The organism is Blastococcus sp. CT_GayMR16 (assembly GCF_004570875.1).
Classification (GTDB): domain Bacteria; phylum Actinomycetota; class Actinomycetes; order Mycobacteriales; family Geodermatophilaceae; genus Blastococcus_B.
This window is the reverse complement of the sequence record NZ_SPQK01000023.1, coordinates 47287-67615: the sequence shown is the minus strand read 5'-3', so window position 1 is coordinate 67615 and position 20329 is coordinate 47287. Positions and strand designations below refer to the sequence as shown.

At 71.8% G+C, this 20329-nt stretch carries 18 protein-coding genes; 12 read left to right on the top strand and 6 right to left on the bottom strand.

Annotated elements, in window-relative coordinates; genetic code table 11:
- Positions 1-43: 43 nt before the first annotated feature.
- The 4 genes from E4P38_RS19870 to E4P38_RS19855 all read left to right on the top strand — a co-directional run bounded on the left by E4P38_RS19870 (position 44) and on the right by E4P38_RS19855 (position 3670).
- Positions 44-1936: an ABC transporter ATP-binding protein gene (locus tag E4P38_RS19870; RefSeq protein ID WP_245161178.1), complete on the top strand. Its 1893-nt coding sequence runs from the start codon at positions 44-46 to the stop codon at positions 1934-1936.
- Between the two features lie 120 nt (positions 1937-2056).
- Positions 2057-2518: an SgcJ/EcaC family oxidoreductase gene (locus tag E4P38_RS19865; RefSeq protein ID WP_135133717.1), complete on the top strand. Its 462-nt coding sequence runs from the start codon at positions 2057-2059 to the stop codon at positions 2516-2518.
- A gap of 2 nt (positions 2519-2520) precedes the next feature.
- Positions 2521-3348 (top strand): sulfurtransferase, encoded by an 828-nt coding sequence (locus E4P38_RS19860; protein WP_245161177.1) that lies wholly within the window; start codon positions 2521-2523, stop codon positions 3346-3348.
- A gap of 43 nt (positions 3349-3391) precedes the next feature.
- The gene (locus E4P38_RS19855) at positions 3392-3670 is read left to right on the top strand and encodes a hypothetical protein (protein WP_135133715.1); all 279 of its coding nucleotides are present in this window, start codon (positions 3392-3394) and stop codon (positions 3668-3670) included.
- 1 nt (position 3671) lies between these two features.
- Here the strand turns inward: E4P38_RS19855 and E4P38_RS19850 are convergent, their stop codons facing one another.
- From E4P38_RS19850 to E4P38_RS19840, 3 genes are read right to left on the bottom strand one after another with little or no spacing between them, the layout of a single operon-like run.
- A complete protein-coding gene (locus E4P38_RS19850; RefSeq protein WP_135133714.1) occupies positions 3672-4379 on the bottom strand; it encodes a sirohydrochlorin chelatase in 708 nt (235 codons plus the stop codon).
- Positions 4376-5137, bottom strand: a complete 762-nt coding sequence (locus E4P38_RS19845) for an SDR family oxidoreductase (RefSeq protein WP_135133713.1) — start codon at positions 5135-5137, stop codon at positions 4376-4378. Before E4P38_RS19845 ends, E4P38_RS19850 begins: the two co-directional genes overlap by 4 nt.
- A 3-nt stretch (positions 5138-5140) precedes the next feature.
- Positions 5141-7999 carry an aconitate hydratase gene (locus E4P38_RS19840; RefSeq protein WP_135133712.1) on the bottom strand — a complete coding sequence of 953 codons (2859 nt, stop codon included), beginning with the start codon at positions 7997-7999 and terminating at the stop codon, positions 5141-5143.
- A gap of 245 nt (positions 8000-8244) precedes the next feature.
- On the opposite strand from E4P38_RS19840, the gene E4P38_RS19835 reads away from it, so the two are divergent.
- Complete coding sequence (locus E4P38_RS19835) at positions 8245-9213, top strand: phosphatase PAP2 family protein (RefSeq protein ID WP_245161176.1); 969 nt, start codon at positions 8245-8247, stop codon at positions 9211-9213.
- A 33-nt stretch (positions 9214-9246) separates the two neighbouring features.
- On the opposite strand, the gene E4P38_RS19830 is transcribed toward E4P38_RS19835, so the two are convergent.
- On the bottom strand, positions 9247-10146 hold the full coding sequence (locus tag E4P38_RS19830; protein ID WP_135133711.1) for a helix-turn-helix domain-containing protein: 900 nt from the start codon (positions 10144-10146) through the stop codon (positions 9247-9249).
- A 147-nt stretch (positions 10147-10293) separates the two neighbouring features.
- Here E4P38_RS19830 and E4P38_RS19825 point away from each other — a divergent pair, with 147 nt between their 5' ends.
- From E4P38_RS19825 to E4P38_RS19805, 5 genes are all read left to right on the top strand, one after another.
- Positions 10294-11829 (top strand): AMP-binding protein, encoded by a 1536-nt coding sequence (locus E4P38_RS19825; protein WP_135133710.1) that lies wholly within the window; start codon positions 10294-10296, stop codon positions 11827-11829.
- 120 nt (positions 11830-11949) lie between these two features.
- Positions 11950-13245, top strand: coding sequence for an NlpC/P60 family protein (locus tag E4P38_RS19820; RefSeq protein ID WP_245161175.1), 1296 nt, complete (start codon positions 11950-11952; stop codon positions 13243-13245).
- Positions 13246-13644: 399 nt separating this feature from the next.
- Positions 13645-14733, top strand: coding sequence for a MoxR family ATPase (locus E4P38_RS19815; protein ID WP_348633799.1), 1089 nt, complete (start codon positions 13645-13647; stop codon positions 14731-14733).
- A gap of 50 nt (positions 14734-14783) precedes the next feature.
- A complete protein-coding gene (locus tag E4P38_RS19810) occupies positions 14784-15773 on the top strand; it encodes a DUF58 domain-containing protein (protein WP_209309212.1) in 990 nt (329 codons plus the stop codon).
- Entirely contained in the window at positions 15770-16726 is a 957-nt protein-coding gene (locus tag E4P38_RS19805; RefSeq protein WP_135133709.1) for a VWA domain-containing protein, read from the top strand. The genes E4P38_RS19810 and E4P38_RS19805 overlap by 4 nt, the downstream gene beginning before the upstream one ends.
- Here E4P38_RS19805 and E4P38_RS19800 read toward each other — a convergent pair whose 3' ends face one another.
- Positions 16727-17698, bottom strand: a complete 972-nt coding sequence (locus E4P38_RS19800; RefSeq protein ID WP_135133708.1) for an NADPH:quinone oxidoreductase family protein — start codon at positions 17696-17698, stop codon at positions 16727-16729.
- A 159-nt stretch (positions 17699-17857) separates the two neighbouring features.
- Positions 17858-18286, bottom strand: a complete 429-nt coding sequence (locus E4P38_RS23620) for a GyrI-like domain-containing protein (protein WP_245161174.1) — start codon at positions 18284-18286, stop codon at positions 17858-17860.
- A 207-nt stretch (positions 18287-18493) separates the two neighbouring features.
- Between E4P38_RS23620 and E4P38_RS19785 the strand changes: the two genes are divergently transcribed.
- Both E4P38_RS19785 and E4P38_RS19780 read left to right on the top strand, forming a co-directional pair.
- Entirely contained in the window at positions 18494-19456 is a 963-nt protein-coding gene (locus E4P38_RS19785) for an alpha/beta hydrolase (RefSeq protein WP_135133707.1), read from the top strand.
- A gap of 252 nt (positions 19457-19708) precedes the next feature.
- The gene (locus tag E4P38_RS19780; RefSeq protein ID WP_135133706.1) at positions 19709-20290 is read left to right on the top strand and encodes a TetR/AcrR family transcriptional regulator; all 582 of its coding nucleotides are present in this window, start codon (positions 19709-19711) and stop codon (positions 20288-20290) included.
- The last annotated feature ends 39 nt before the right edge of the window (positions 20291-20329 follow it).

Here is a 20329-nt window from a genome sequence, read left to right as displayed (position 1 = left end):
GCGCACGGCGTTGGCCGATCGACTGGAAGGAGGCGGTGTGGACGTGGGCCATCCCATGACCTCCATGGCCGCCATGCGGTCGTTCCGGCGAGATTCGTCGGTGACGGCCCGGGAGCTACCCAAGGGCACGGTGCGCCGGATCCTCGGCGTCGCGCGCCCCTACCGTCGCGAGCTGACGTTCTTCCTGCTGCTCGTGGTCGCGTCCTCCGTGATCGGCGTGATCACCCCGCTGCTGGCCGGGGACATCGTCAACCGCATCGCCGGTCTCAAGGGCACGGCGGGCGGCATCGTCCGGATCGCGCTCGTCATCGCGGGTCTCGCGGTCATCGACGCCGGCATCTCCCTCGGCACCCGGTGGTACTCCGCCCGGATCGGTGAGGGCGTCATCTACGACCTGCGCAGCCGCGTCTTCGAGCACGTGCAGCGGATGCCGGTGGCCTTCTTCACCCGCACGCAGACCGGCGCCCTCGTCAGCCGGCTGAACAACGACGTCATCGGCGCCCAGCAGGCGTTCACCTCGACGCTGTCCGGCGTCGTCTCCAACGTCATCGGGCTGGTGCTCACCGCCGGCGTGATGTTCTCGCTGTCCTGGCAGATCACGCTGCTGTCACTGGTCCTCGTGCCGCTGTTCGTCCTCCCGGCCCGCCGGATCGGGGCCCGGCTGCAGGAGATCACCCGGGAGTCCTACGGGCTCAACGCATCGATGAACGCCTCGATGACGGAGCGCTTCAACGTCGCCGGGGCGCTCCTGGTCAAGCTGTTCGGCCGGCCGTCGGCCGAGGCCGCGTCGTTCCGTGGCCGGGCAGCCCGGGTCCGCGACATCGGCGTCCTGTCGGCCATGTACGGGCGCACCTTCTTCACGGCGCTGACGCTGGTCGCGGCGCTGGCCACGGCCCTCGTCTACGGACTCGGTGGCTGGCTCGCGTTCACCGGCTCGCTGAGCGCCGGCGATGTCGTCGCACTCGCGCTGCTGCTGTCGCGGCTCTACGGCCCGCTGACCGCGCTCGCCAACGTCCGGGTCGACGTCATGAGCGCCATGGTCAGTTTCGACCGGGTGTTCGAGGTCCTCGACCTGCAGCCGATGATCCGCGAGAGCCCCGACGCGACGCCGGTTCCGACGGGCGACCGGTCGATCGAGTTCGACGGCGTGTCCTTCAGCTATCCCTCCGCCGCCGATGTCTCGCTGCCGTCACTGGAAGAGGTGTCGCTGCCCGAGCACGGGGGACCGGTCGACGTCCTGCACGACGTGTCCTTCCGGGTCGAACCCGGTCACCTGGTCGCGCTCGTCGGTCACTCCGGGGCGGGGAAGTCCACGATCGCGAACCTGGTGGCCCGGCTCTACGACGTCACGGGCGGGAACGTGCGGGTCGGCGGCATCGACGTCCGGGACGCGACGCTGGATTCGCTGCGCGACGCGATCGGCGTCGTCAGCCAGGACGCGCACCTCTTCCACGACAGCATACGCGCCAACCTGCTGTACGTCCGGCCGGAGGCCACCGAGGACGAACTCTGGACGGCCCTCGAGGGCGCCCGGATCGCCACGCTGGTGCGCTCGTTGCCCGAGGGCCTCGACACGGTCGTCGGCGACCGTGGCTACCGCATGTCGGGCGGGGAGAAGCAGCGGCTGGCGATCGCCCGTGTGCTGCTCAAGGCCCCGGGCATCGTGATCCTCGACGAGGCCACCGCCCACCTCGACAGCGAGTCCGAGGTCGCCGTCCAGCACGCCCTGGACGCCGCCCTCGCCGGCCGGACGTCCCTGGTCATCGCGCACCGGCTGTCGACCATCCGAAGCGCCGACCAGATCCTGGTGATCGACAATGGTCGCGTCACGGAGTCGGGTACGCACGCTGAGTTGCTGGCGCTCGGTGGGCGTTACGCGGACCTCTATCGCACCCAGTTCGCCGACGGCGAGCGTCGAACGGTCGAGGTGGTCTGAGCACTAGCGTCACTCCTGTCCCAGTACACGAAGAGGAGCACACGTGACCGAGCTTGCGAGGTCACGCCAGGAACGCAGCACGCGGCGGCACGTGCCGACGAGCGCCAGCGAGGAGAGCATGTGACGCACGCGCACCCGTACGACGCCCAGATCCGTTCGCTCTACAGCCAGTTCATCGACGGCTGGAACCGGCGCAGCGGCGCGGCGGTCGCGGCCGGGTTCGCCGACGACGGGGACATCATCGGCTTCGACGGCAGCCATCACCGGGGTCGGCTGTCGATCGCGGCCGACCTGCGTCAGGTGTTCGCCGGTCATCAGACCCCGGCCTACGTGGGGCTGGTCCGCTCGGTCCGGCCCGTGGCGCAGGGCGTCGCCGTCCTGATGGCACACGCCGGGATGATCCAGCCCGACGGCAACGACCTCGACCCGGCCCTCAACACCGTCCACACGCTGGTCGCCGTCGACGAGGGTGGCCGGTGGAAGATCTCGCTCTTCCAGTCCACCCCCGCGGCCTGGCACCAGCACCCCGAGCTGCGCGAGCAGCTCACCGAGGAGCTGCGCGGGCTGCTGGCGCCACAGTGACCGTGCTTGCCCCCGCCGCCGACCTCCTGGCGGACGGCGGGCGGGTGGTGCTGCTCGACGTGCGCTGGGCCCTGGGCGACGACCAGGGGCGGGAGAAGTACCTGGCCGGCCATCTGCCCGGTGCCGTCTTCGTCGACCTCGAGACCGAGTTGGCCGACTCCGCGTCGGCGGCTGCGGGCCGTCATCCGATCCCGTCGTTACAGCGGCTGCAGGAAGCGGCTCGGCGCTGGGGGATCCGCGACGGCGACGCGGTCGTCGCCTACGACGCCACCGGGGGACTGGCCGCGGCCAGGGCCTGGTGGCTGCTGCGCTGGGGTGGGCTGGCCGACGTCCGCCTGCTCGACGGAGGACTGGACGCCTGGCGCAGGGTGGGCGGCCCGGTGGAGACCGGCGACGTCGTCCCGGCGCCCGGGGACGTGACCCTCCCCGGCGGCGGCATGCCGGTGCTGACCCTCGAGGAGGCAGCAGCACTGCCGGGATCCGGCGGGGTGCTGCTCGACGCGCGGGCCGGGGAGCGCTACCGGGGCGAGGTCGAGCCGATCGACCCGCGGGCCGGGCACGTGCCCGGAGCGCTGAGCGCCCCCACGACGGCCAATCTCGCGGCGGACGGGACGTTCCTGCGGATGACGGAACTGGTCGACCGGTTCGTGGCGCTGGGCATCGGGCCGAGGACGAGAGTCGGCGTCTACTGCGGGTCGGGGGTCACCGCCGCCCACGAGGTGGCTGCCCTCGCCGCCGCCGGGATCGAGGCGGCGCTGTGGCCGGGCTCCTGGTCGCAGTGGTCGAGCGACCCCGCGCGTCCCGCCGCGACCGGTCCGACACCCGGGTGATCACCTCTACCTGAGGGTGCCGGGGACCGCCATACTCCGCGGCGTGGCCACGAACACCGCCCGCTCCACCGGCCCACTGCTCCTCGCCGTCGTGTCCGGCCTGCTGCACCTGCTGGTCGGGTCGTTCTACGTCGCCGGTGGTCTGGTGATCCCCGGGTCCGTGCTGGTTCCGCTGTGGATGCTGTGGTTGCTGCTGACGGCATGGCTCGTCTGGCTCGCCGTCCGCGGGTCCTGGTGGACCCCACTCGTGCCAGCGGTGGCCGCCGTCGTGTTCGCGGTCGTCCTGGTCGTGGGGGAGCAGGCGTTCGACTGGCAGGCCTGAGTCAGCCGGTCAGCGCGGCGTCGTAGCGGTCGAGAAGGACGGCGGCGATCCGCTGGTCGGGCAGCAGCGGAGCGGTGAGCAGGTCCGCGCCGGCGTCGGTGAGCTTGTCGTGGAAGTGACCCGGCGCCAGCAGGTACGAGGCGACGACGACCCGCCCCGCTCCGGCCCGGCGGGCGGCACCCACCGCGTCGGGCACGGTGGGCAGCGCCGCGGAGCCGTACCCCGTCGTCACCGGGCCGGTCCAGGTGCGCTGGAGCAGCTCCGCGGTGCTCTCGACGTCCGCCACCGCCCGCACATCGCTGGAGCCGGCCGCCGCGAGCACCACGGCCGTCAGCGGGTCATCCGGGTCCGCACCCGCAGAGACCAGCCGGTCGTGCAGGACCTCGACCAGCCGCGGATCGGGTCCCAGCGGGCGGGCCGCGACCGTCCCCGGCGCCGCAGCCACCGCGCCCGCGATGTCGACGTGCACGTGATAGCCGCCCGACAGCAGCAGCGGCACCACGACCGCGGGCCGTCCGGCCGCCGCCAGCCCGGCGACGACGTCGACGACCGTGGGCGGCTGGACGTCCACGAACGCCGCCGTCGTCGTCAGCCCCGGTCGCATCGTCCGGGCGGCGAGCGCCAGTTCGGCGATCAGCCGCCGTCCGGTCGGGTTCCGGGTGCCGTGCGCGCAGGCGACCAGGACCGGGCCGTCAGGAGAAGAGCTCACAGCGAGCGGAGGACGCCGCCGTCGACGGGGATCATCGCGCCGGACACGTAGGAGGCCGCCGGCGAGAGCAGGAACGCAGCGACGCGGCCGAACTCCTCCGGTCGCCCCACCCGGCGCAGCGGGATGCCGGCCTCGGTGCGCGCCCGCATCGCGGCGGCGTCGCCCGAGGCGTCCTCGATCTCGGCAATCCGGTCGGTGGCCACCGTCCCCGGCAGGAGCCCGAAGACCCGGATGCCGCGCGGCCCGAGCTCGTCGGCGAGCGCCTTCGCCGTCATCGCCAGGCCGGGACGCAGGCCGTTGGAGATGGCCAGGTGGCCGATCGGCTGGCGGACCGAGGTGGAGAGGACGAAGCCGATCGCGGCGCCGTCGGAGAGGTGCGGGACGAGTGCCTTCACCAGCCGGAGCGGACCCAGCAGGACGTTCTCGACGCCGTCGCGCCACGCCTCTTCGGGCGCCTCGAGCACGGTGCCCGGCGCCGGGCCGCCGACGGAGATCAGCACCCCGTCGATGCGGTCCAGCCGTTCACCGGCCGCGGTGACGAGCCGTTCGGCCGCGCCGGGATCAGCGAGGTCGGCGGCGGTGCCGAACGCGGACGGTGGACCGCCGAGCGACTCGGCGGCCGCGGTGACCGACCCGGCGCTCCGGGAGCTGACCAGCACCCGGGCGCCGTCGTCGACCAGGGCTCGGGCGGTCGCGAATCCCAGCCCCCGGCTCGCGCCGGTGAGCAGGTAGCCGCGACCGCCCAGGCCCAGGTCCATCGATCAGGCGGCGGTACCGCGCAGCGACCGCAGCACGTACTGCATGATCCCGCCGTTGCGGTAGTAGTTCGCCTCACCGGGAGTGTCGATCCGGACGCGGGCGTCGAACTCTGTCGTCTTCCCGTCCGGGCCATCCGCCTTCACCTTCACCGTGCGCGGGGTGTTGCCGTCGTTCAGCGCCGTGACCCCGGTGATCGCGAACTCCTCGTCGCCGGTCAGGCCGAGCGACTCGGCGTTCTGCCCGTCGGGGTACTGCAGCGGCAGCACGCCCATGCCGATCAGGTTCGACCGGTGGATGCGCTCGTAGCTCTCGGCGATGACCGCCTTGACCCCGAGCAGCGCCGTCCCCTTGGCCGCCCAGTCGCGCGACGAGCCGGACCCGTACTCCTTGCCGGCCAGCACGACCAGCGGGATGCCGGCGTCGATGTAGGCCCGCGAGGCGTCGTAGATCGTCGTCGTCTCACCGGTGAGGTGGTTCTTGGTGACGCCACCCTCGGTGCCGGGAACCAGCAGGTTGCGCAGCCGGATGTTGGCGAACGTCCCGCGGATCATCACCTCGTGGTTCCCGCGCCGGGAGCCGTAGGAGTTGAAGTCGCGGCGATCGATCCCGTGCTCGCGCAGGTACTTGCCGGCGGGGGAGTCGGCCTTGATCGAGCCGGCCGGGGAGATGTGGTCGGTCGTCACCGAGTCGCCGAGCACCGCGAGGGTGCGGGCGCCGGAGATGTCCTCGACGGGGGTCGGCTCGGCCGGCATCCCGTCGAAGTACGGGGGCTTCCGGACGTAGGTGCTCTGCGGGTCCCAGTCGAACGTGTCGCCCTCGGGGGTCGGCAGCGCCTGCCACTGCTCGGTGCCGGCGAAGACGTCGGCGTAGTCCTTGCTGAACATCTCCGCGGAGACGGCGTGGTCGATGACCCGCTGGATCTCCTGCGGCGACGGCCAGATGTCGTGCAGGAAGACGTCGTTGCCGTCGGTGTCCTGGCCCAGGGGGTCGTTGTTCAGGTCGACGTCCATGGAGCCGGCCAGCGCGTAGGCGATGACCAGCGGCGGGCTCGCCAGGTAGTTCATCTTCACGTCGGGGTTGATCCGGCCCTCGAAGTTCCGGTTGCCCGAGAGCACCGAGACGACGGCGAGGTCGGCCTCGTTCACGGCGGCCGACACCGGCTCCGGGAGCGGGCCGGAGTTGCCGATGCAGGTCGTGCAGCCGTAGCCGACCAGGTAGAAGCCGAGCTTCTCCAGGTACGGCGTGAGCTCGGCCTTCTCGTAGTAGTCCATGACGACCTTGGACCCGGGGGCCAGCGTGGTCTTGACCCACGGCTTGCTGGTCAGGCCGCGCTCGACGGCGTTCTTCGCCAGCAGCGCCGCGCCGATCATCACCTGCGGGTTGGACGTGTTGGTGCACGAGGTGATGGCCGCGATCACGACGTGGCCGTGGTCGATCTCGGTCTCGGTGCCGTCCTCCATGACCACGCGGGTCGGCTTCGAGGTGCGGCCCTTGCCACCGGTGCCGGAGACGGCGTCGTGCGGCTTGCCGGCCGCACCGTTGCCGTGCGCGAACGGGCTCGCCGGGTCCGATGCGGGGAAGCTCTCCTCGACGGACTCGTCGACGCTGGAGCCCTCCGCAGCGGCGTCGTCCGGGTCGTCGTCGCCGTCCGGTGCGTAGGTCGGCAGCGCCTCGCGGAACGCCTGCTTCGCCTCGGTGATCGCGACGCGGTCCTGCGGGCGCTTCGGGCCGGCGATCGACGGCACGATGGTGGAGAGGTCCAGCTCGAGGTACTCGGAGAAGGCCGGCTCGCGGGACGCGTCGTGCCAGAGACCCTGCTCCTTGGCGTAGGCCTCCACGAGCGCCACCTGCTCGGTGGAGCGACCGGTCAGCTCGAGGTAGGTGATCGTCTCCTCGTCGATGGGGAACATCGCCGCGGTGGAGCCGAACTCCGGGCTCATGTTGCCGATCGTGGCCCGGTTGGCCAGCGGGACGGCGGAGACGCCCGCGCCGTAGAACTCGACGAACTTCCCGACGACGCCGTGCTCGCGCAGCATCTCGGTGATCGTGAGCACGAGGTCGGTCGCGGTGGCGCCGTCCGGCAGCTGGCCGGTCAGCTTGAAGCCGACGACCCGCGGGATCAGCATCGAGACCGGCTGGCCGAGCATCGCGGCCTCCGCCTCGATGCCACCCACGCCCCAGCCCAGGACGCCGAGGCCGTTGACCATCGTGGTGTGCGAGTCGGTGCCGACGCAGGTGTCGGGATAGGCAATCGTCCGAGTCGACCCGTCGTCCTGCTTCTCGGCCCGCGGGAAGATCACGCGGGCCAGGTGCTCGATGTTGACCTGGTGCACGATGCCGGTGCCCGGGGGAACGACCTTGAAGTCGCTGAACGCGCCCTGGCCCCAGCGCAGGAACTGGTAGCGCTCGCCGTTGCGCTCGTACTCGATCTCGACGTTGCGCTCGAAGGAGTCCGCAGTGCCGAAGACGTCGGCGATCACCGAGTGGTCGATGACCAGCTCGGCCGGGGCGAGCGGGTTGATCTTCTGCGGGTCGCCGCCGAGGTCGGCCATGGCCTCCCGCATGGTGGCGAGGTCGACGATGCAGGGGACGCCGGTGAAGTCCTGCATGACCACACGGGCCGGGGTGAACTGGATCTCCTGGTCGGGCTCGGCCGACGGGTCCCAGTTCGCGATCGCCCGGATGTGGTCGGCGGTGATGTCCGCGCCGTCCTCGGTGCGCAGCAGGTTCTCCAGGAGGACCTTCAGGCTGAAGGGCAGCTTCTGGGAGCCCTCCACCGCGTCGAGCCGGAAGATGTCGTAGTCGGTGCCGTCGACGGTGAGCGTCGACCGTGCCCCGAAGCTGTCCTTGCTGGCTGCCACTCTTCTGCGCCTACCCCTCGGTGGTTCGTCTCGCTCGTCTGTCCACTCCCGATCATCCCAGTTCGGCGGACGGGACATCGGGTGAGGCACCCCTTCCTTTGCCCGGTGACCTCGATCATGGCCCCGGAAACGTCCCCGGTCGCGTCCGGACCCGGCTGCCCCAGGTGCCTCACCTGGGTGAACTGTGGGCGCGTCGTGCCCCCGGGCTCCCCGAACGGCCCCCGGCGCGGATAGCGTGCCCCGCCGTGACCGCGGTCGAGCCCACGGCGCTCATCCCGGCGCTCCCCTCCCTTTCTCCACCCGTTGCCGTCCGTCCCACCTGGCGCCTTCCGGTGCGCCTTCTGCTCTGGACGGCGGTGGCGCTGGCCTTCGTCACCATGTGTCTCGTCACGGGTCTGCCGACCGACCGGATCGTGCTGCTGGGCTGGACGCTGATCGGCCTGGTCGCGCACGCGGCCGTCGACGGCTGGCGTCGGATCGTGCGGCTGCTGGCCGAGTGGCTGCCGGTCGCCGCGCTCTTGCTGGCCTACGACGCCACGCGGGGTCTCGCCGACGGCCTGGGCATGCCCGTGCACGTGACCGAGCCGGCAGCGGTGGACCTGTGGCTCGGCGGAGGGGTGCTGCCGACCATCTGGCTGCAGCAGGTGCTCGAGGCCGACTGGTGGAAGGCAATGGCCGCTCTCGTCTACGGCAGCCACTTCGTCGTCACGCCGCTGCTGCTGTGCGTGCTGTGGGTCCGGGACCGGCGTCTCTGGGGGCGCTACGTCCGGATGGTCCTGGCGCTGTCGGCCGCGGGCCTCGCCACCTATGTCCTCTACCCGGCGGCCCCGCCGTGGCTCGCCGCGAAGCAGGGCGTGATCGAGCCGATCCAGCGGCTGAGCGCGGTGGGCTGGGACGTGCTCGGCCTCCCGCATGCCGGAGCACTCCTGGCCGACAGCCAGGGCCAGGTCAACCAGGTGGCGGCCGTGCCCTCGCTGCACACGGCCTTCGCCGTGCTGACCTGCCTTGTGCTGCTGCCGGTCGCGCGCCGGGCGTGGCAGCGCGTGGCGCTGGTGGGCTACGCCGTCCTGATGCCGCTCGTCCTGGTCTGGGCGGGGGAGCACTACGTCGTCGACACCCTGCTGGGCGCCGCCTATGCCGCCGCGGTCGTCCTGGTCGTGCGGCTGTTCCGCAGGCGGCCGGACGACGTCCGCGTGCCTACCGTGGACGCGTGACCGGCACCGTCCCGACTGGCTGGTCCTGAGCCCTCAGCGCACGGGGTGGACGATCTCGGTCTCCCACGTCTCGGGGTCGGGGCGCTCTCCCGGGTCGGTCAGGTAGGTCTCCCACGGTGGTCCCGCCGCCGAGAGGCCCTCGGCGTGGATGAACGCCTCGACGGCCTGATGGGTCTCCGCCAAGCGCTCGTACGGGCCCCGATGGAGGGCCACCGCCGCCCGGCCCCCGGGGATCAGGAGCACCTGGATCCCGTCGCCCGGGTCGTCCGCCGGAGGTGCCGCGATCGTGACACCGGCCTCGACGAGGGCCGAGCCCATGCCGAGCTCCGGGTACCGGGCGAACGGCGGACCGGTCATGGCGAGGCCCTGTCGCTGCGCGTACGCGAACACGGTGGGCAGGCTTTCCCCGAGCATCTCGGCGATCGCGTCCCGTGACACGCGCCGTCGCATCACGAGCGCATGGGCGGCGGGCAGGTCCTTCACGGCGATCTCTACGGGCACGTCGGTGCTCCTTCCGGTGGTGGCCAGGCGGTACAGGCCCAGGCAGGGCGCTGCCGATTCGACGACGGCTGCGTGGACGCCCGCGATCCGGTCGTCGTCCACGTGCAGGCCGCGGGCGCGATACGCGCGCGGACTCCGGCCGAAATGCCGCGTGAAGGCGCGGCTGAACACCTCGTGGCTGGCGAAGCCGTGGTCGAACGCCACGAGGGAGATGAGGCGGTCCGTGGACAGGAGGTCGGCCGCGGCCCGGGCCAGCCGGACCCGGGACGTGTAGCTCTTCGGCGTCTCACCGATCAGGCCGCGGAAGCGACGGTGCAGGTCGAACGGGGAGCGGTGCACGAGCGCCGCCATCACCGAGAGCGGGAGGTGCTCCTGACGACGGCCGTTCACGTGTGCGACCAGCCGCAGGATCTCGCGGGTCGACGCCGCCACGAGTGGAACCTAGCGACCCGAGCGCGGGTCGACTTGACGATTCTTGCGGTGCGACCGACGAGGGAGCACCGCTCGTCGGCGTCGTCCCCGGGCGGTTAGCGTGACGGGGACCACCGTGAACTGACCACGCACCCTCCGGGAGCCGGCATGCGCGTGCCCTTGACCACCCGTGACTTCCTCGATCGGGCCGAGCTCGTCTACGGCGACCGCGTGGGCATCATCGACGAGCCGACCCAGCCGGCGCCGTCACTGGGCGAGGTGAGCTACCGGGACGTCGCCCGCCGCGGCCGGGCACTTGTGGCCGGCCTGGACGAGCTCGGCATCGGCGAGGGCGAGCGCGTCGCGATCGTCAGCCACAACGCCGGCCGGCTGCTGGAGATGCTCCTGGCGGTGCCGAGCTCGGGCCGGGTCGTGGTGCCGATCAACTTCCGGCTGTCGCCCGAGGAGGTCAGCTACATCGTCGGGCAGTCGGGGGCCCGGGCCCTGTTCGTCGATCCGGACCTGGAGTCCTCGCTCAAGGGCATCGAGGCCGAGCACCGGTTCGGCACAGGGGAGGAGTACGAGCAGCTGCTCCGCTACGACGCCGAGCCGCGGCCGTGGTCCGAGCCCGACGAGGACGCCACTGCCACGATCAACTACACCAGCGGGACGACGGCCCGGCCCAAGGGCGTGCAGATGACCCACCGCAACATCTGGGTCAACGCGGTCACCTTCGGCATGCACATGCAGGTGAGCGACCGCGACGTCTACCTGCACACGCTGCCGATGTTCCACTGCAACGGCTGGGGTCTGCCGTACACGATGGCCGGGGTCGGGGCGACGCAGGTGGTGCTGCGCAAGGTCGACGGCGCGGAGATCCTGCGCCGGGTCGAGCGGCACGGCGTGACGATGATGGCCGGGGCCCCCGCGGTGTGGAACGCCGTCCTGGAGGCGGCCGCTGACTGGGACGGCGAGATCCCTGGTCGCGACAAGGTGCGCATCGTCGTCGCCGGTGCGCCCCCGCCGTCGCGGACCATCGCGCGGGTCGAGGCCGAGCTCGGCTGGGAGTTCAACCAGATCTACGGCCTGACCGAGACCGCGCCGCTGCTGACGATCAACCGGCCGCGCGCCGAGTACGACGAGCTGGACCCGGAGGAGCGGGCGAAGAACCTGTCCCGCGCCGGCGTCCCGTCCCTCGGCACCCGGCTCGAGGTCAGCGAGTCCGGCGAGGTGCTCGCCCGCAGCAACACGGTCCTGGCCGGCTACTGGGACAACCCCGACGCCTCCGCCGAGGCCCTCGACGGCGGCTGGTTCCACACCGGGGACGGCGGCACCATCGACGACGCCGGCTACCTCACGATCTCCGACCGCAAGAAGGACGTGATCATCACCGGCGGTGAGAACGTCTCCTCGATCGAGGTGGAGGACGTCGTCTTCAGCCACCCCGCCGTCGCCGAGGTGGCCGTCATCGGCGTCCCGGACGACAAGTGGGGCGAGATGGTCACCGCGATCGTCGTCGTCGCCGAGGGCGAGCAGGTCACCGAGGACGAGATCATCGCCCACTGCAAGGCCCGCATCGCGAGCTACAAGGCACCCAAGCGGGTGGAGTTCCGCGACCAGCTGGCCCGGACCGCCACCGGCAAGATCCAGAAGTTCAAGCTGCGCGAGTCCTTCTGGGCCGATTCCGAGCGCCAGATCAACTAGGTCGCCCTCGCGTGTCGTCTCACCCTGAGGGGTGAGACGCGCTCAACGGCGGTCCGCTGACGACCGATCTTCTCCGCAGTGGCGCCCTCCCGGGTGCCGTCTGTGGAAGAGGTCTCGAACGTGGACAGCGGTACGCGGAGCACGACCGTGCAGGCCGGCCTCCGGGTCGTGGCCGGCGGTGCCAAGCGCAACGGTGTCCGGACGGCGCTGCGGATGACCGGCACGGCCGTCGCCGTCGCCCTGGCGGTCGGGTTCGCTCCCGCCGTCGCCACAGCTGCCCCGCGCGGGCCCAGCGACAGCCAGATCGCCGCTGCCCAGGCGGCCGCCGACGCCGTCGCGTCCCGCATCGGTGCCCTCTCCGGTCAGCTGAGCGCGGCCCAGGCCGCCGTCGACGCCGCGCACGCGGAGTCGGCTCTCAAGCTCGACGAGTTCCAGGCGCGCCAGGCGGCCTACGAGGACGCCCAGCAGCGCGCCGACGCCGCGGCGGCAGCTGCCGCCAAGGCAACCGCCGACCTCGGTGTCGCGCGGGGCCAGATCGTCTCCTTCGCCCGTCGCAGCTACATGGAGGGCAGCACCTACACCGGTGCCGCGGCCCTCATCACCGCCGCAAGTCCCGCGGAGCTGATCCAGCGGGCCGCGCTGCTCGAGGCGGCCGGCAGCCACCGCTCCGACGTCCTGGACCAGGTCACGGTCCTCCAGGAGCAGGCGACCGCCACCGAGGCCGTCGCGCGCACCACCCTGTCCGAGGCCGCCACCCTGCAGGAGCAGGCGACGGCGGCGCTGGCGGTCGCGCAGACCGCAGAGATCTCCGCCCGCGGCCAGGCGGCGGCGCTGGGCACCCAGCAGGCCCAGCTGCAGACGGAGCTGGCCGCGGCCCAGCAGCAGCTGACCGGTCTGATCGGCGAGCGCGCCGCCGCGGCGCGCACCGCCCAGGTGGCGCCGACCCCGAAGCCGGCGACGCCCCCGGCGCCGTCGGGGAACACGACCCGCGCCGGATCAGGCTCGGCGTCGGCGGCCCAGACCGCGATCGACGCGGCCATGGGATACCTCGGCCTGCCCTACGCCTGGGGCGGCGGCGGCACCCGGGGCCCCGGCCCCGGCATGGATCCCGACGAGGGCATCATCGGCTTCGATTGCAGTGGGCTGACCCAGTACGCCTACGGGCAGGCGGGCATCTCGATCCCGCGCAACAGCCGGTCGCAGTACTCGGCGCTGCCCAAGGTGTCGAGCAACGACCTGCAGGCCGGCGACCTCGTGTTCTGGGGGACCGACGCGTCCGACCCCGACAGCATCACGCACGTCGCGATCTACCTGGGCGGCAGCCAGGTCGTCCAGGCGCCGCAGAGCGGGGATGTCGTCAAGGTGTCCACCATGTGGTGGCGGAACTACGTGGGTGCGGTCCGCCCCAGCGCCTGAGGCTCATCCGGGCACGTCCGGAGCACGTCAGCGGGAGCGCGGCATAAGGGCGTCGGGCAGCCACGGGGGGAGCTGCCCGACGCGCCAACCAGGCTAGCAGCCACTCGGCGCCTCGGGCAGGGGTTGTCGACTCGCGTCCACGGATCTTCGGCAGAGCCCCTGCTCATGGCCCGGCGCTGCGCCACGCGAGCCCTCGTCCACGGCGCGTCAGCACCTCCACAGGAAGGTGTAGGACACTGGCCTACGGGGGTGGGACTGCCGCCCCGTCGACGGACCCTTCCGCCCGGGAGCCGTGGACCGGCACGACCAGGGAGCCACGTGAGCAGCGCTGCCAGCACTCCGATCGAATCGCCCGTGAGCCCCGGCGCGCCGGTCCCGCCGTCGGTCGACGCCGCGCAGCTGGAACGCGTGCTGTTCGAGATCAAGCGGGTCATCGTCGGTCAGGACCGGCTGGTCGAACGCATGCTCGTGGCGCTCCTGGCCCGCGGCCACGTCCTGCTCGAGGGCGTGCCGGGCGTCGCGAAGACGTTGGCGGTCGAGACCCTGGCGCGAGCGGTCGGCGGCAAGTTCGCCCGTCTGCAGTTCACGCCCGACCTGGTGCCGGCCGACATCATCGGCACCCGGATCTACAAGGCCGGCCAGGACGCGTTCGACGTCGAGCTCGGCCCCGTGTTCGCCAACTTCGTGCTCACCGACGAGATCAACCGGGCGCCGGCGAAGGTGCAGTCCGCGCTGCTGGAGGTCATGGCCGAGCGGCAGGTCTCGATCGGTGGGGTCACGCACCCGCTGCCCGACCCGTTCCTCGTCCTGGCCACCCAGAACCCGATCGAGTCCGAGGGCGTCTACCCGCTCCCCGAGGCCCAGCGCGACCGATTCCTCATGAAGGTGCTCGTCGACTACCCGACGCCGGAGGAGGAGCGGGAGATCGTCTACCGGATGGGCTCGGAGCCGCCGGTGGCCGAGACCGTCCTGGGCCCCGACGACCTCCGCCGGCTGCAGAGGACGGCGTCGCAGGTCTTCGTCCACCACGCCCTCGTCGACTACGTCGTCCGGCTCGTCGTCGCGACGCGCACACCGCGGGAGCACGGCATGGAGGACGTCGCCACGTGGGTCTCCTACGGCGCGAGCCCCCGCGCATCGCTGGGGCTGATCGCCGCGGCCCGCGCGCTCGCCCTGGTCCGCGGCCGCGACTACGTGCTGCCGCAGGACGTCCTCGACGTCACCGCCGACGTGCTTCGGCACCGGCTGGTGCTCTCCTACGACGCGCTGGCCGACGGCGTCCCGGCCGACCACATCGTCAAGCGGATCGTGCAGACCGTGCCGTTGCCGCAGGTCGCCCCGCGGCAGAACGCCGGCGGCTTCGGTCCGGCCACCCCGGGCGGTCCGCACGTGCCCCAGTTCGGTCCGCCTCAGCCGGGCGGCCAGCCGGCCGGCCCGTACGGTCCGCCGGCGTCCAACGGCCACGCGAACGGACCGCACCCGGCGTGATCCGGCGTCGCCGCGCGGCTCCTCCGCCGCCGTCCGGGCCCGAGCACCCCATGCCTGAGCATCCCGGCCTGCTGCTGCACCCGGCCACCCCGGGCTCCGGCATCGAGCCGGGGAACGGTGACGGCTCGCCACCGCGCTTCGCCGACGGGCCGTCGGACATCCTGCTGCGCCGCCTGGAGCTGACGGTCCGGCGGCGCCTCGACGGGCTGCTGCAGGGCGACCACCTGGGTCTCGTGCCCGGGTCCGGGTCGGAGGCCGGCGACTCGCGCACGTACCACCCGGGGGACGACGTCCGGCGGATGGACTGGCCGGTCACGGCTCGCACCCAGGTCGCGCACGTCCGCGAGACGATCGCCGACCGTGAGCTGGAGACCTGGGCGGTCGTGGACCTCTCGGCGAGCCTGGACTTCGGCACCGCCAACTGTCAGAAGCGCGACCTGGCCATCGCCGGTCTGGCCGCGGTCGGCCACCTGACCGTGCACGGCGGCAACCGGCTCGGCGCCGTCGTCACGACGGGGGAGCGCGTGGACCGGCATCCGGCGATGCCGGGCCGGCTCGCCGCCGAGAGGCTGCTGCGTTCGGTGGTGGCGACCCCGCGGGCAGCGGGCGGTCGGCGGGGAGATCTGGCCGCCGCCATGGAGACGCTGATGCGGCCCCCGCGCCGGCGGGGTCTCGTCGTGGTCATCTCGGACTTCCTGGGCGACAGCGACTGGGACCGGCCGCTGCGGCGGTTGTCCGCCCGGCACGAACTGCTCGCCATCGAGGTGGTCGACCCGCGCGAGCTGGAACTCCCGGACGTCGGACTGCTGACCGTCGTCGATCCGGAGAGCGGTCAGACGCTGGAGGTGCCGACCGGCAACGCCGAGTTCCGGGCGAAGTTCGCGGCGGGTGCGGCCGCCCAGCGCGCGGAGATCGCCACGGCCCTGCGCCGCGCCGGGGCGGGCCACCTGCAACTGCGGACGGACCGGGACTGGCTGATGGACGTGGTCCGGTTCGTGGCCGATCGCCGGCGCGCCGGCAGTGGAGGAGCTTCCCGATGACGTTCCAGTCACCGCTGTGGCTGCTGGCGCTGCTCGTGGTGGTCGCCCTGATCGCCGTCTACGTGGTGCTGCAGCTACGCCGCAAGGCCTACGCCGCGCGGTTCACCAACGTCGCGCTGCTCGGCACCATCGTGCCCAAGCGGCCGGGCTGGCGGCGGCATCTCGCGTTCGGCATCGTCGCGCTCGGGCTGGCCACGCTGGTGGTGTCCCTGGCGGTGCCGAGGACCGAGGTGCGGGTGCCACGGGAGAGGGCGACGGTGGTGATGGCGGTCGACGTGTCGCTGTCGATGCAGGCCACCGACATCGATCCCGACCGCTTCCGCGCGATGCAGAAGGCGGCGAAGGAATTCGTCGACGTCCTGCCCGAGCGGATCAACCTCGGCCTCGTGTCCTTCGCCGGGACCGCGACGAACCTCGTGCCGCCGACCACCGACCGCGCGCAGGTGGCCAACGCGATCGACAACCTCGATCTCGCGGAGGCCACGGCCATCGGCGAGGCGATCTTCAGCTCGCTCACCGCGATCGAGAACTTCCAGTCGACGATCGACACCGCGACCGAGGAACTGCCGCCCGCCCGGATCGTGCTGCTCTCCGACGGCTACAACACCGTCGGGCGCGCGGACACCCAGGCAATCGACGCCGCCCGGGCCGCGGGCGTCCCGGTCTCGACGATCGCGTTCGGCACCGACTACGGCACGCTCGACCTGGACGGCGAGACCGTGCCGGTGCCCGTCGACCGGTCCACGCTCGAGAACATCGCCGACCAGACCGGCGGCAGCTACAGCGAGGCCGCCAGCGCGGCGGAGCTCGAGCAGGTCTACGCCGACCTGGGCAGCCAGATCGGCTACACGACCGAGCCGCAGGACGTCAGCTACTGGTTCGTGCGCGGAGGACTGCTGCTCGCGCTCGTCGGCGCCGTCCTCAGCCTGCTCTGGACCAACCGCCTCGTGTAGTCAGCGGCTCGGGTCGACGACCAGCTTGCCGGTGGAGCGGCGGGCCAGCAGGTCCTCGTGTGCCTTGCGGACGTCGGACAGTGGGTAGCGACCGCCGACGACCGGCTTCAGCGCGCCCTCGGCCACCAGCGGAAGCAGCTCGTTCATGGCGGCGTCCATCATCTCCGGACGGGCCATGCAGTGGGCCAGCCAGAAGCCGATGACCGCCCGGCTCGTGCCCATCAGCGACGGGGCCTGGACCGGCTTCGGCGGCACCCGACCGGCCATGCCGTAGGCGGCCAGCCGGCCGAAGGGCGCCAGCGCCGACAGGGCGCCGTCGAACACGTTGCCGCCGGTCATCTCCAGGACGATGTCGACCTTCTTCCCGCCGTTGGCCTCCCGCAGGGCGGCGGTGAAGTTCTTCGGGTCCTCCTCGGCGAGGGCCGGGTCAACGGTGGCGTCGGCACCGAGCTCCTCGCAGAGTGCGCGCTTGTCCGCACTCGACGCGGTGGCGATGACCCGTCCGGCGCCCCAGCGCTTGGCCAGCTGGACGCCGAGGGAGCCGACACCACCGGCGCCGGCGATGACGACGACCGACTCGCCCTCGGCCATGTGGGTGCTCGTCCGCAGCAGGTGCCAGGCCGTCGCGCCCTGCAGGACGACGGCCAGCGCCTGCTCGTCGCTGACGCCGTCGGGAACGGGCCAGGTGAGGAAGTCGTGCGCGACGACCTTCTCGGCGTACCCGCCGCCGTCCAGGAGGCCGACGACGCGCTGGCCGCCGCCTGCCGGCGTCCCGACGAACTCCGCGCCCGGGATCAGCGGGAGCTCCTGCTGCGCGAGGTAGGAGTTCTCGATCTGGTGGGTGTCGGCGAAGTTCACGCCGGCGGTCGAGACGTCGTAGAGCTTCTGCCCGTCGCCCGGTGTGGGTTCGGGGACGTCGACGATGTCCAGGACCTCGGGACCGCCGAAGCGGGTGATCTGCACGGCACGCATGCACGTGAGGCTAGGGCTTCGCCCGCCAGCTGCACCCGAGCGCCGTCAGCGTCGGCGCCGTGACGCTCCTGGGGTCTTCTCGGCGGAGCCGTAGCCGTGACGCGTCCACGCGTAGTGGTCGGTGACCTGGTAGCCACGAGGGCCGGACGGGCTGACTGCTCATCGCGGGGCCATCCGGAAGACGGGCCAGCCGATCTCGGTGCGCCGGGCAGCCGGGTCGGCTGTGTCGCGTGGGCCGACCAGGTAGGTCTCCCGTACCGGGCCAACGACGGCCAGCGCGTTACCCACCACCCAGGTGCCGAGCTCGCCGTAGGTGACGTCGATGTCGTGGTGCTCGCCGACGTGGGTGGTGACGGCCAGCTCCACGCTCGGCAGGGTCACTGGTCCTGCATGGCGGCCAGGTCCGCCTCGGCCGGACAGTCCCCGGGCAACGAGCTCGGAGCGGCGCTGCGCCCGGTGCCCGTGCGCGGCCAGTAGGGGCAGACCGTCGACGACCTCTACATCGAGGAGGAGAAGTTCCAGCCGATCTTCGCCGCGGACGTGCCGGCGGACGTCGCCGCGCTGATGGCCGTCACCCAGCTGGCTCATGCCCTGCAATGACGGGCAGTAACCGCCGAGCAGCCGGTCGCGCACCCCCGTCGCAGGCTCCGGGAGAGCAGCTTCCCCGAGCGACGTGGGTGATCTGGATGCGCGACGCCGTTGCGAACCGGAGCGCTGTTCCGTATGTTGACGGGACTACCAACCGGAACAGCGCTCCGGTTTCTGCCCGGGCGCGATGCAGTGCGAGGAACCGCCATGAGCACACCCCTTCCCACCGCCCACGTCGGAGGCGCGACGACGCCGGTCGTCACGACCACGCCTGTGGTGCTCCCGAGCCCTGATCGCACCGTTGACCTGGCTCTGCGGGTCTCGGCGCCGGTCTCGGGCGAGAACCTGCCGATCATCCTGATCTCCCACGGGCACGGGCCGTCGAACTACGTCTCCTCCTTCTACGGCTACGGACCGCTAGTCGACTACTACGCGTCTCGCGGCTTCGTGGTCATCCAGCCCACCCACCTGGACTCGGCGACCCTCGGCCTCCGTGAGGCCGACCACGCGGATGCACCGCTGTACTGGCGGCAGCGCGCCCTGGACATGACGCTGATCCTCGACCAGCTCGAGGCCGTCGAGGCGGCCGTTCCGCACGTCCGGGGGAGGCTGGACCGGAAGAAGATCGCAGTCGTCGGACACTCGATGGGTGGTCACACTGCGGGCTTGCTGCTCGGTGCCCGTCTCACCGATCCGGACACTGGCCTCGAAGTCGACGTGTCGGAGCCCCGCATCAGGGCTGGCGTGATGCTCTCGGCGCCGGGCCGAGGCGGTGACGCCCTCAGCGACTACGCGGCGGAGCACTACCAGTTCTTCGCGAACCCCGATTTCTCGAAGATGTCGACCCCCACCCTGGTCGTCGCGGGGGAGAACGACGACGTGCAGTACCTGAGCACGGCCGGGCCGAGCTGGTTCACCGACCCCTACCACCTGTCCCCCTCGCCGAAGTCGCTGCTCACGGTCGTCGGCGCCGAGCACGGACTCGGTGGCGTCGCCGGCTACGACCTGAAGGAGACGACCGATGAGAACCCCTTTGCCGTCGCGATGGTGCAGCGGATCACCTGGGCCTTCCTCCGCAGCCAGATGGACCAGGACGACGCGGTCTGGGAGGAGGCGAAGGCCTCTTTGGCGGGCGAGGAAAACGCTCTCGGACGGGTGGAATCCAAGTAGCAGACCGCGCGTGGACAGTCGCCTCGTCGGGTTGGGCGGGCAGGTGATGACCCCTGCCCGCCCAACCCGTTCACGCCACACGTCGGGTGCCCAGGCGGCGCGGCCGGACAAGAGCCGTGACCTCGTCGGGCCGCATCGAGCGCTTCTTAGGCCCTCCCTCTCGCAGCGCTCGAAGCGGCTAGCCTCAATCGGAGCCTGGTTCCGGAACGCCGGGGCGACCGAGCACGCTCAGCGGAGGAGTGAAGGAGCCCGATGAGTTCGGTCGACGCAAGAGACTCCGCTGCACGAAACCGACGATCCGACGCGCTCCGCAATGAGCAGGCACTCCTGGCTGCCGCAGCTGACGTCTTCGTCACCTCCGGCGTCGACGCACCCATCCGCCAGATCGCCGCCGCGGCGGGCGTGGGCGTCGGCACCATCTACCGACACTTTCCTACTCGCTCTGAGCTGGTCGTGGCCGTCTACCGTCACCAGGTCGACGCGTGCGCCGCCGCCGCCCCGGCATTGCTCACGGCCGCTGCCGCCCCGATCGATGCGCTGCGGGACTGGCTCGACCTCTTCGTGGACTTCCTGGTGACCAAGCACGGGCTTGCCGACTTGCTGCGGTCGGACAGCGTCACCTTCGGAGCGCTGCATGCAGACTTTCTCGACCGGCTGGTGCCTGCGTGCGCGCGAGTGCTGAAGGCGGCTCGCGAGGCCGGCGAGGTGCGCGGTGGAGTAGATGCCTACGAACTGATGCGCGGTATCGGCAATCTGTGCATCGGTCACCAGGACGACCCGGGTTACGAGCCCCGCAAGCTGGTCGCGTTGTTGCTCGAAGGATTGCGCCGATAGGTCCTGCTGTCGCAGGCCCAGGTGAGCTCGGCAGGACAA